This is a genomic window from Shewanella sp. SG44-6 (genome assembly GCF_014164185.1).
Lineage (GTDB): Bacteria > Pseudomonadota > Gammaproteobacteria > Enterobacterales > Shewanellaceae > Shewanella > Shewanella vesiculosa.
Genome location: NZ_JACJER010000052.1, coordinates 19,117 through 30,754 on the forward strand (window position 1 = coordinate 19,117; position 11,638 = coordinate 30,754).

10 protein-coding genes are annotated in these 11,638 nt (G+C 39.7%); all 10 read left to right on the forward strand.

All coding sequences use genetic code 11. The features are described from left to right. The first annotated feature begins 424 nt into the window (after nucleotides 1-424). Nucleotides 425-937: a transcription/translation regulatory transformer protein RfaH gene (gene rfaH, locus H5185_RS11125; RefSeq protein WP_124017195.1), complete on the forward strand. Its 513-nt coding sequence runs from the start codon at nucleotides 425-427 to the stop codon at nucleotides 935-937. Nucleotides 938-1,424: 487 nt separating this feature from the next. Beyond that, nucleotides 1,425-4,157 carry an SLBB domain-containing protein gene (locus H5185_RS11130; protein ID WP_182742100.1) on the forward strand — a complete coding sequence of 911 codons (2,733 nt, stop codon included), beginning with the start codon at nucleotides 1,425-1,427 and terminating at the stop codon, nucleotides 4,155-4,157. A 159-nt stretch (nucleotides 4,158-4,316) separates the two neighbouring features. Beyond that, nucleotides 4,317-4,694, forward strand: coding sequence for a four helix bundle protein (locus tag H5185_RS11135; RefSeq protein WP_182742108.1), 378 nt, complete (start codon nucleotides 4,317-4,319; stop codon nucleotides 4,692-4,694). 245 nt (nucleotides 4,695-4,939) lie between these two features. Continuing rightward, nucleotides 4,940-5,920: a Wzz/FepE/Etk N-terminal domain-containing protein gene (locus tag H5185_RS11140; protein WP_182742101.1), complete on the forward strand. Its 981-nt coding sequence runs from the start codon at nucleotides 4,940-4,942 to the stop codon at nucleotides 5,918-5,920. A gap of 231 nt (nucleotides 5,921-6,151) precedes the next feature. After that, on the forward strand, nucleotides 6,152-7,273 hold the full coding sequence (gene wecB, locus H5185_RS11145) for a non-hydrolyzing UDP-N-acetylglucosamine 2-epimerase (protein WP_182742102.1): 1,122 nt from the start codon (nucleotides 6,152-6,154) through the stop codon (nucleotides 7,271-7,273). Nucleotides 7,274-7,282: 9 nt separating this feature from the next. Next, nucleotides 7,283-8,398, forward strand: a complete 1,116-nt coding sequence (gene rfbB / locus H5185_RS11150) for a dTDP-glucose 4,6-dehydratase (RefSeq protein ID WP_182742103.1) — start codon at nucleotides 7,283-7,285, stop codon at nucleotides 8,396-8,398. After that, on the forward strand, nucleotides 8,398-9,285 hold the full coding sequence (rfbA, locus tag H5185_RS11155) for a glucose-1-phosphate thymidylyltransferase RfbA (RefSeq protein ID WP_182742104.1): 888 nt from the start codon (nucleotides 8,398-8,400) through the stop codon (nucleotides 9,283-9,285). The genes rfbB and rfbA overlap by 1 nt, the downstream gene beginning before the upstream one ends. Continuing rightward, the gene (gene rfbD, locus H5185_RS11160) at nucleotides 9,285-10,166 is read left to right on the forward strand and encodes a dTDP-4-dehydrorhamnose reductase (RefSeq protein WP_182742105.1); all 882 of its coding nucleotides are present in this window, start codon (nucleotides 9,285-9,287) and stop codon (nucleotides 10,164-10,166) included. Before rfbA ends, rfbD begins: the two co-directional genes overlap by 1 nt. A gap of 4 nt (nucleotides 10,167-10,170) precedes the next feature. Beyond that, on the forward strand, nucleotides 10,171-10,734 hold the full coding sequence (gene rfbC, locus H5185_RS11165; RefSeq protein WP_182742106.1) for a dTDP-4-dehydrorhamnose 3,5-epimerase: 564 nt from the start codon (nucleotides 10,171-10,173) through the stop codon (nucleotides 10,732-10,734). Continuing rightward, nucleotides 10,731-11,638 (forward strand): polysaccharide pyruvyl transferase family protein (locus H5185_RS11170; protein ID WP_182742107.1); only part of this gene is annotated, 908 nt, incomplete at its 3' end. The genes rfbC and H5185_RS11170, both read left to right, overlap by 4 nt.

The following is an 11,638-nucleotide window of genomic DNA, read 5'->3' on the forward strand; positions in this document are numbered from 1 at the left end:
CTATAGGCCGTAATGGTTAATATCCTAGATGACACAGGTAAATCGTTCAGTCTACAGTCTTGATTGACTTATCACTTTGTTAATACATTAGATGCAGTGACAAAAGTGGCTTTTTTGACTCTCAAGCGAATCTTTTGATGTGAATTACTGTTAATTACCACTTTTTAGAACACATAAAACAAAATTAACCGAATGTCATATGTTAAAAATGTTTTTTCAACGTCGAATGATAAATCAATTAGTTACTCAATAACGACTTGTGTTTTTGATGAAAATAAAATCAGCTGATGATTTAAACGCTGTATTTATAGGCATTAAGGCTTAAATACCCATTCAAAAGGATAGGGAAATTTGCTAGTATCCTAAGCCGTGAATGGGATGTCACTTGTTCAGACTGATGAACAAATCTAAAAAGTGAGACATAATGAAATCTTGGTATTTACTGTATTGCAAACCACGCCATGAAGTCCGTGCTCAGCAAAATTTGGCTTTGCAAGAAGTCGAAAGCTACTTACCAATGATCACCCAACAAAAAACAGTGCGTAACAAACCGCAACTGGTTACCGCGCCTCTGTTTCCTAGCTATCTGTTCATCTATTTCGATCCTCAAATCACTAGTGTCAGCAAAATCCACAATACCCGTGGTGCTAACCGTATTGTGGGTTGTCGAGAAGACATGACTCCCATTGACGATAGAATTATTTCGGCACTTAAAAGACGTGTCCAAGGCTATGTGCCAGAAGAGGTCAAGCCGTTAGACAAAGGCGATAAGGTCAAATTTATCGACGGACCGTTTAAAGATCTTGAAGCCATATTTGACGAGAACAATCCTGATAAGCGTTGCCATGTGTTATTTAACATTATGGGGCAGCAGAAACGAATTCTGGTTGAATTGACAAGTTTACAAGCAATATCAGCAACCGATAAACCTACTTAAACAAACTCTTTGTCAGAGAATAGCTGTTTTTGTTGTAGGAAATTGTCCATTTGTAAATTTAGGACTAATGTTTAAAAAGACTTTTTTACCCTTAAACGGTTAAATATTGTTCGTTTAAATAGTGTTTTTACTCTTTTGCAACATTATACAAACGTTTAGGTATTTTTTACTTGAGCATCCTAATCTGTTTTTGAGTATAATTCCGCGCTTGATTAGCGCTTGTTTCAGTTTAAAGCTAATAGAAAAATTAAAGATTCGTACAGCGAAGGGCATGTTGGAAGCCGTAATCCATGGGCGGTAGCGTGTCTTAAATAGGCCGCTTCGCTACTAGGACCTAGAACCTAGAAGTGACGAAGTCACGCTCTCTGGCGAGCCTGTGAGTTCCTAGAACCTAGCAGCGCAGCATCCTCGCATGACGCAGTCAGCCCTTTAGCGAGCCTGCGAGCTCCTACAACCTTCTTATAAAAAATAATATTGGAGATATCTGGTGCTACATAAAACCAAAAACGTGTTACTAGCTGGCTTATCGGCCTTTATTATTTTAACCACCCAAGTGCAGGCTATTACCCCAACACCGCAAATGATTGAGCAGTTTAAACAATTGCCTAAATCTGAACAGGAAAGAGTTGCGCGTCAGTATGGAATAGATCCTTCAATGTTATCAGGCAGTGCCAATAGCGCTGTTAACGTAAGCAACCCTACTGTTGTTGAACCTCGTCAAAATCAATCAAATGAACAGCAACAAAGCGCTAGAAAGAGTGAGTTTGATTTCAATCAAGACAGTGATAAAAACCAATTAAAACGTTTTGGCTACGAAATGTTTGCTGGCGAGCCAACCACCTTTGCACCTGTCACAGACGTACCTGTACCAAGCGACTATATGGTCGGCCCTGGCGATGTGATTAAAGTTCAACTTTATGGCAAAGAAAGCAACGAATACAGTTTAACCATTAATCGTGATGGCACAGTGCAAATTCCCGATTTAGGCCCAGTATCTGTTGCTGGACTAAGCTTTGCCGATTTACGTCAAGAATTGTCTAAACGCATAAAGCAGCAAACGATTGGTATCGAATCTAATATCACCATGGGTGAATTACGTTCAATTCGCATCTTTATTGCTGGAGATGCCTACAAACCAGGCTCATATACTGTATCGAGTTTATCAACCATTACTCAGGCGTTATTTGTTGCTGGTGGAGTTAACGAAATCGGTAGTCTTCGTAATGTGCAAGTTAAGCGTGGCGGTAAGTTAGTCGGCTCATTTGATTTATACGATTTACTGCTGCGAGGCGATGCTTCTGGAGACATCAATCTTCGTTCTGGTGATGTAGTGTTCATTCCATCTATTGGCGGGTTAGTCAGTGTCGCTGGTGAAGTGCAACGTCCTGCTATTTACGAGTTGAAAAAGCATGAAACTATTGCCGATGTTATCAATATGGCTGCCGGTATCAAGCAAGATGCCTATCCTAAAAATAGCAGTATCGAACGTTACAATGCTAATGGTTTGAAAACGATTATTAATGTTGATTTAACCTCAGATAAAGGCAACAACACGCTAGCCAAAGCTGGTGATTACATTCGGGTTAAAAGTGCTTCAAATCAATATGAAGACGCTATCACTGTGGTCGGTGCCGTGGTTCGCCCGGGTAAATATCAGTGGAAGCAACAACGCATTAGCGATGTATTACCTTCAATTTGGGGCGATTTATTATTATCTGCTGACCTCGACTACGGTTTAGTGGTTCGTGAAATCAACAAACATGGTGACATCGAAACCCTACAGTTTGCTCCAGGTGAAGCGATTACATCACCTAATTCTATTCAAAATATTGCTTTACAGCCTCGTGATAAAATAATCATCTTTAACTTCAGTGACGATACTCAAAACCGTTTTGAATTGAATTCATTAGTTAAAAAGCGTGTCAGCAAAGTTAAATCACTGAAAAGTGACTCACTACTGGATGCCGATCTGTTTAAAGCTGGATTTGAAACCTTAGACAATACCGTAGCAAGCAAATATACCAATCAAATAGCCGGTGTCGCAGTAAATGTGCAAACATCTGAAGAGCAAACGCTGGTTAGCAGCGAAGTGGCTAAAATGCTGTCTAATTTATTTGAAGATCGTGATTTAATCAAACTCAGTAATGTTATGTCACGTAAAGAACTGCTGTATCCCATTGTGACCAAGCTAACTCAGCAAGGAAATTCACAACATGGCATTTTGATTGTGGCTATCGCGGGAAAAGTTCGCCATCCAGGTGTGTACCCGTTAACAAATTCAGCAAAAGTGACCGACTTAGTTAAAGCGGCAGGCGGCCTACTCGAAGGCGCTTATATTGAACGAGCTGAACTAACACGCACTCATACCACCTCAGCTGTATCCGATATTATTCACCAACAAGTTAACCTTTCTGCTGCGCTTAATGGTAACCAACAAGACAATATCGAGCTGAAAGGGCGCGATATGATGACGATTCTGACTACGCCAGACTGGCAAGAAAGAAAAGTAGTCGAAGTTAAAGGTGAAGTTAAGTTCCCTGGTACTTATAACATCAGGCGTGGTGAGACGTTGTCAGACGTCATCGCTAGAGCAGGTGGCTATACTGAGTTTGCTTATCCTTCTGCGGCAGTATTTGTCCGTGAGTCAGTACGGATGCAAGAACAGATTGAAATTAAAAAGTTAGCCGATCAACTGCGCCGAGATATCGCTACCCGTGGGGTATCAAAAGATGGCTTAAGCATTAATTATTCCGAAGCACAATTAATGTTAATTGACTTAGAAAACATCAAAGCTGTTGGCAGGTTAGTTATAGACTTAAATGCGCTTAAGTTAGGTATTAAAGAAGCTGATGTTCAACTTGAAGATAGCGACGTATTGTACGTGCCAACCATTAAGCAAACCGTTGCCGTTATGGGTGAGGTTCAACATCCTTCAACCCACAGATTTAAAGATGGTTTAACCCTTGGCGACTATCTAGATATGTCTGGTGGCCCAAGAGAGCGCGGTGATGAAGATAGAGTTTATGTCATCAAGGCTGATGGTTCAGTGATGATGCCAACACAAAGTATTTGGTTTAATACCGACTCGCAAATTTCGGCCGGCGATACTGTGATTGTACCGCTAGACACTGAATACAAAGATAACTTAACCCTTTGGTCGCAAGTCACGCAGATTATTTATAATACCGCGGTCGCATTTGCAGCAGTTTCAGGTATCTAAGAACTGGAGGTTCTAGAAACTCGCAGGCTCGCCAGAGGGCGGACTACGTTCTGCTAGGACGCTACGCTTCTAGGGTTTTACCGCAGGCCGTAGGCCGCTCTAGCAGCGAAGCGCTCTAAGATTCTAGATACAAGATACTCAATGTCAGAAGGAACTGATATGCGTTTCGAGCAATTGGATGTGTGGAAAAGAGCTTCTAGATTGTCTTGTGAAATTTATCGGTTGACTGAGTCAGTCAGTAACTGGGGCTTCAAAGATCAAATTACACGTTCAGGATTATCTGTTCCCTCAAACATCGCGGAGGGAGAGGAACGTGAAACACTAAAAGAAAAGATAAGGTTTCTGTATTACGCAAAAGGATCTCTAGGTGAGCTTGTGACTCAGTTATATATCGGAGCAGAAATCGAATACCTTGATAAACAAATAGCTATGTCGATGATAAAAGAAGCCAAAGAGTTAGCTAAAATATTAGGTGCTCTTATTAAACAAAAACAAGCACAGATTAAAGAAGATAATGCCGATTACACAATAGATTAATTTAACTAAGCGGGTATGCTTTCTGTTTTTATAGAAGCGAAGCTGACATCTTTTGACCTTATAGCCGCGAAGCGACCTAGAATCTAGGCTTTTGCTTTTAAGGCAAGCGAACTAACCAGCAATAAACTCAACACTTAGCAGATTTCTGCTGGTATCTTTTGACCTTATAGCAGCGCAGCGCTCTAGCCGCAAAGCGTCCTAGAATCTAGAAGCGAAGCGCACTGCTACCCAAACAAATAAGACATATGACTAAACAAAACCTGCAACCTACTTATGACGCCAACTTTGCATCATCGCAACCAATGGTCAGCGTTGAAAGCGACGAAATCGATTTACGCGAGCTTTTTGCTGTTATTTGGCAAGGAAAATGGCTTATCATCGCCATCACTGCAGTGTTTGCTGTCGGTGCGGTTATTTTTGCCATCAACCAGCCTAATATCTATAAGTCAGAAGCGCTGTTAGCACCTGCGGATGCTGAGCAAGGTGGCGGTGGTTTAGCAGCACTTGCAGGACAGTTTGGTGGTTTAGCGAGCATGGCTGGCATCAATTTAGGCGGTGGCGGTGGTGTTGATAAAACCCAAATGGCTATCGAGGTGATGAAATCTCGTCAATTTACCAGTAACTTTATTCAACAACACAATATTTTGCCTGACTTAATGGCGGCAAAAAAATGGAATATGGCCGATAATACGATTAGTTACGATGATGAATTATATAACCAAGCCGATAAAAAGTGGCTTCGTATAGTTGATGCACCGTTTAAGCCAGAACCGTCAATGCAAGAAGCCTATAAAGAATTTAGTAAAATCATTGTCGTTAATGCTGCCAAAGAAACGGGCATGGTAACCGTCTCTGTCGAACACATTTCACCAGCAGTGGCTCATCAATGGGTTAATTGGTTAGTGCAAGACATTAATAAAGAAATGAAAGACCGTGATGTTGCTGAGGCTATTCGCAGCACAACTTTTTTAAAATCTCAAATCGAACAAACAAATATTGCCGACATTCGCTCAATTTTATATAAGTTAATAGAAGAGCAAGCGAAAACGATTATGTTTGCCGAAGTTCGCGATGAATACGTATTTAAAACAATCGATCCAGCATTAATACCAGAAGAAAAATCAAAGCCTAAGCGGGCACTAATCTGCGTGTTAGGCACCATGTTAGGTGGTATGTTAGGTGTCATGTTGGTATTAATTAGATATTTTGTTAGAAAAGAAAGTTAGCTTAGTCGTCATTCCGGCAAAACTTTTGAGCCGGAATCTAACGGTTTATATGGGCCTATTAGGAATGTATTAAGACAAACAGTAAAATCTAGGCTCTATAGGGTATAGCGAAGATTGACCTGTCTCAAAATGGATAGAAAGTGTCTCAACGTGGTTTGAAAGTGCTGAGATTGGTAATTGAATTAAATCAATTCCTGACAGTAGATATTAATCATAAATGGATTAGAAGTTATGTCAAAAAAGAAAATACTTACGGTTTTTGGTACCCGGCCCGAAGCAATCAAAATGGCTCCTTTAGTTCATGCACTCGCTGCAGATGAGCGTTTTGAAGCAAAATGTTGTGTGACTGCACAACACAGAGAAATGCTAGATCAAGTGCTTGAACTCTTCGACATCACCCCAGATTATGATCTAAATTTGATGAAAGCAGGTCAAACGTTAAATGACGTGACATCAAGGATCATCCAAGAGCTCAAGCCAGTACTTCAAGAGTTTAAACCTGATGTTGTGCTTGTTCATGGTGATACAGCAACAACCTTTGCAGCCAGTTTAGCCGCTTACTACGAACAGATTGAAGTGGGTCATGTTGAAGCTGGACTGCGAACGGGCAATATTTATTCACCTTGGCCGGAAGAAGCGAATCGTCGCCTAACTGGTGTACTTACGAAATATCATTTCGCACCTACCGAAACATCAAAAGAAAACCTTCTTAAAGAAAACTTTAACCCAGAAAATATCATCGTAACGGGTAACACTGTTATTGACGCTTTATTGATGGTTAAAGATAAAATTGAAAACGATGAAGATTTGAAGCTAACACTTGCTTCTCAGTTTCCATTCCTCGATGAAGCTAGAAAGTTAACTCTAGTCACTGGTCATCGCCGCGAGAGTTTTGGTGGTGGGTTCGAACGCATTTGCGAAGCTTTAGCGATAACAGCAAAAGCGCATCCTGATACGCAGATTTTATACCCTATGCACCTCAACCCAAATGTCCGCGAACCGGTTAATCGCATCTTGGCGGGCATCGAGAATATTTATCTCATAGAGCCTCAGCAGTACCTTCCATTTATCTATTTAATGATGCGTTCTAACATCATTCTTACCGACTCTGGTGGTATTCAAGAAGAAGCCCCATCTTTAGGGAAGCCTGTTTTAGTTATGCGCGACACCACTGAGCGACCAGAGGCTGTTGAAGCCGAAACGGTAAAACTGGTTGGTACCAATGTTAATGTTATCGTGGATAACTTGAATCTTTTATTAACAAGCGACGAAGCATATAAAAAGATGAGCTTTGCTCATAATCCTTATGGTGATGGTTACGCGTGTCAAAGAATTTTAAATTTTATAGGTTAAATTGAATAAATGAAAATATTACTAACAGGTGGAGCAGGGTTTATAGGCTCCGCAGTAGTGCGTCATATAATCAATAATACGCAAGATAGTGTTATCAATGTCGATAAATTAACCTATGCTGGTAACCTTGAATCCTTAGTGAGTATTGAGTCTAGTGAGCGTTATGTTTTCGAGCAAGTTGATATTTGTGATCGTACTGAATTAGACAGAATTTTCGCAAAGTGTAAGCCTGACGCTGTTATGCATTTAGCAGCAGAGTCTCACGTTGATCGTTCTATCACCGGCCCAGCAGATTTCATTCAGACGAATATCGTGGGAACTTACACTCTTCTTGAAGCGACTAGAGCATATTGGAATACATTATCTGAAGGTGCTAAGAAAGCATTTCGTTTCCATCATATATCTACCGATGAAGTCTACGGAGATCTACCGCATCCAGACGATAGCGAAGATGGTACTGCGCCTTCAGCCAATAAAGAGTTACCGCTATTTACCGAGACAACATCATACGAGCCTTCTAGCCCCTACTCGGCATCTAAGGCAAGTTCAGATCATCTTGTACGTGCGTGGTTAAGAACCTATGGCTTACCAACGATAGTAACCAACTGTTCTAATAATTATGGTCCATATCATTTTCCTGAAAAGCTGATCCCTCTGGTTATTTTAAATGCATTAGAAGGGAAACCATTACCTATTTATGGTAAAGGCGACCAGATTCGTGATTGGTTATATGTTGAAGACCACGCAAGAGCACTTTATAAAGTCGTCACAGAAGGCGGCGTAGGCGAAACCTACAACATTGGTGGTCATAACGAAAAACAAAACTTAGAAGTTGTCCAAACAATTTGTGCAATTTTAGATTCTTTAGTGCCAAAAGAAACTAAGTACAAAGAACAAATTACCTATGTGACTGATAGACCAGGTCACGACAGACGTTATGCAATCGATTCAAGTAAAATGCAGCGTGAACTTGGTTGGGCACCAGTTGAAACTTTCGAAACAGGCCTTAAAAAGACAATTGAATGGTATTTGACTAACGAAGAGTGGTGTCAACACGTACAAGATGGGAGTTATCAGCGTGAACGTTTAGGTGTAGAGCCTTCGGCTACAGAGGAAGAGGCGTAATGAAGGGTATAGTATTAGCCGGAGGCAGTGGTACTCGTTTATACCCATTAACTCGCGGTGTATCAAAACAGCTGCTGCCTATCTACGATAAGCCAATGGTGTTTTACCCTATTTCAGCTTTGATGCTGGCGGGCATTAAAGACATTTTAATCATCACAACTCCGGAAGATAATGCGGGCTTTAAGCGCTTATTAGGCGATGGCTCTGATTTTGGGATTAACCTTGAGTATGCAATTCAACCGAGCCCAGATGGGTTAGCGCAAGCTTTTATCATTGGTGATGAGTTTATTGGTGATGACAGCGTTTGTTTAGTGCTTGGCGATAACATCTTCTATGGTCAGTCTTTTTCTAATATATTGAAGAATGCAGCTGCGCGTGAATCTGGAGCGACAGTTTTTGGTTACCAAGTTAAAGATCCTGAGCGCTTTGGTGTTGTTGAGTTTGATAAAGATATGAAGGCGGTATCGATTGAAGAGAAGCCTGAAACACCAAAATCAAACTATGCAGTTACTGGTCTTTATTTCTACGACAACCGCGTAGTTGAAATGGCAAAGCAAGTAAAGCCATCTCATCGTGGTGAGCTCGAAATTACTACCTTAAATGAAATGTACCTTAAAGATGGTTTACTGAACGTCGAATTATTAGGTCGTGGCTTTGCGTGGTTAGATACCGGCACTCATGAAAGCCTCCATGAAGCATCCTCTTTTGTTCAAACAATTGAAAACGTTCAAGGCTTAAAAGTCGCTTGTTTAGAAGAAATAGCATGGCGTAACGGTTGGTTAAGCGATGAGCAGGTACTAACGCTTGCTAAGCCGATGATGAAGAATGAATACGGTCAGTATTTAACTCGTTTAGTGACTGAAAATCAGAAAAAGGCAGTGAGTTAATGCGTGTACTAATTACAGGATGTCATGGACAAGTAGGCTGCAGCCTTACAGAGCAATTAGCTAAGTGTGAAAATATCACTGTATTAGCTCTTGATAGAGATTACCTTGATATTACCAATCAAGAAGCAGTAAAAGCTGCGGTTGCTGAATTTCAACCAACGATCATTATCAATGCTGCAGCACATACCGCGGTTGATAAAGCAGAAGATGAAGTTGAACTTTCTTATGCTATTAACCGTGATGGGCCGAAATATCTAGCACAAGCCGCGCAAGATGCGGAGGCTGCAATACTACATATATCAACAGATTATGTCTTTGAAGGCAATAAAATTGGTGAGTATGCAGAAAGTGACATCACAAATCCACAAGGTGTTTATGGTGAAAGTAAGTTGGCGGGTGAAGTTGCCGTAGCACAAGCGTGCGATAGACACATAATCCTTCGCACCGCTTGGGTGTTTGGTGAAAATGGCAATAACTTTGTAAAAACCATGCTGCGTTTAGGCGCTACTCGCGATTCATTAAGTATTGTTGGAGACCAGTTCGGTGGACCAACCTACGCAGGTGATATTGCCAACGCGTTAATCCAAATCGCTAAGCGCATTACTCAAGGTGATGCTATTGAATTTGGTGTATATCATTTCTCGGGCTTACCCCATGTGAGCTGGTACGAGTTTGCTGAGACTATTATTGATACCGCATTTGAACAAGGTGTCATCAGCAAAAAAACAAGTCTTACAAGTATCACAACTGAACAATATCCAACACCGGCAAAGCGCCCAAGTAACTCATGCTTAAATACCGATAAGATCACTAATGTATTTGCAATTGAAGCTAGTGACTGGAAATTAGCATTAGATAATATTCAAGCATATACAGGATAATAATATGAAAGTTATAAACACTAGTATTCCTGATGTAAAAATTATAGAGCCCAGTGTGTTTGGTGACGAACGCGGCTTTTTTATGGAAACATGGAATCAAAGGGTATTTGAAGAAAAGGTTACAGGTAAAAGTACTCTATTTGTGCAAGATAACCATTCAAAGTCTAAAAAAGGAATTTTACGTGGTTTGCATTACCAAGCTAAAAACACTCAAGGTAAATTAGTACGAGTAGTTTTTGGAGAAGTATTCGATGTGGCTGTTGATCTTAGAAGCGACTCACCAACATTTGGGAAATGGGTTGGAGAATACCTTTCTGCTGAGAATAAACGTCAGCTTTGGGTACCCGAGGGGTTCGCTCATGGCTTTTATGTAACAAGTGATGAAGCTGAATTTATTTATAAATGCACAGATTATTATAATCCTTCTTCTGAGATATCGGTAGCATGGAATGATTGTAAATTAGATATAAACTGGCCTCTAGCTGGTGATGTTATAACATCTACCAAAGATTCGTGTGCGGTTTCGATTGATGATCTTAAGTTTCTGAATGGTATGGTAGTCTTATGAGAAAAAAAAATATTGTTATCGAAGGGGCTTATGGTGAGAGCAATTTCGGAGATGATGCATTATTGAAAGTTATTTATAGAGAGTTAAAAGACTTTTTGGAACTTAAGAACTATGAAGTAACTATTTGCAGTAAAATGACTTCATTAAAATATCCCGTAGTTGACCTATGTGATGAGAAAGTTGTAACGCCTAAAAATAATATAGATTGGACTAAAGTAGATAGTGTAATTTACGGTGGCGGTACACAATTTTATAGCTTTGAAAATGAAAAGTCTAAATTATCAATCATTAAACATTATCTAACAAACCCTAAAGAACTATATAGCAGATTAACAAGACGTCAAAATGAATCTGAATTAGAAAAACACTTTGTTGGGGTCGGTATTGGTCCTTTTGAAGGTAAAAATAAAATTGAGGATTTTGAATATGTACTTAGTGATAATAAAAGTTTATTTGTAAGAGATTTAGTTAGTTATAGTTATGCTGAAAAGTTAAAGCTAAACAATGTAAAGCTATATACAGATATTTGTTTTTTAGAAAATTATAGTCATTTACATAGGACTCGTAAATTCACAAAAAAAGTAGCAATAATTCTGAGAGATTGGAACCATAATTCTAATAATGTACGTCCTCAAGATTTAGAACATGTTGTTAGTCAACTGTTGGAAAAAAATATTGAAGTTGAATATGTTTTATTTGGTCATGACATTCAATTAGAGCAAGAGTTGAAAGCTAGAGATCTGGACTATATCTCTTATGATCTTAACTTATCCAGCTTTGATGATTTTATAAAAAATTTAGCTAGTTATGATCTGATTGTCACGAGTAGATATCATGGATTAATTTATGGCTTGTTGCTTGGGATCCCTTCAATTGTAATTAATATTGAACCCAAATTAAGTAT

Excerpts from the sequence above, each read along its gene's own strand:
- rfaH (WP_124017195.1), top strand. The coding sequence starts at position 425 with ATGAAATCTTGGTATTTACTGTATTGCAAACCACGCCATGAAGTCCGT.
- H5185_RS11135 (WP_182742108.1), top strand. The coding sequence starts at position 4,317 with ATGCGTTTCGAGCAATTGGATGTGTGGAAAAGAGCTTCTAGATTGTCT.
- H5185_RS11140 (WP_182742101.1), top strand. The coding sequence starts at position 4,940 with ATGACTAAACAAAACCTGCAACCTACTTATGACGCCAACTTTGCATCA.
- wecB (WP_182742102.1), top strand. The coding sequence starts at position 6,152 with ATGTCAAAAAAGAAAATACTTACGGTTTTTGGTACCCGGCCCGAAGCA.
- rfbB (WP_182742103.1), top strand. The coding sequence starts at position 7,283 with ATGAAAATATTACTAACAGGTGGAGCAGGGTTTATAGGCTCCGCAGTA.
- rfbA (WP_182742104.1), top strand. The coding sequence starts at position 8,398 with ATGAAGGGTATAGTATTAGCCGGAGGCAGTGGTACTCGTTTATACCCA.
- rfbD (WP_182742105.1), top strand. The coding sequence starts at position 9,285 with ATGCGTGTACTAATTACAGGATGTCATGGACAAGTAGGCTGCAGCCTT.
- rfbC (WP_182742106.1), top strand. The coding sequence starts at position 10,171 with ATGAAAGTTATAAACACTAGTATTCCTGATGTAAAAATTATAGAGCCC.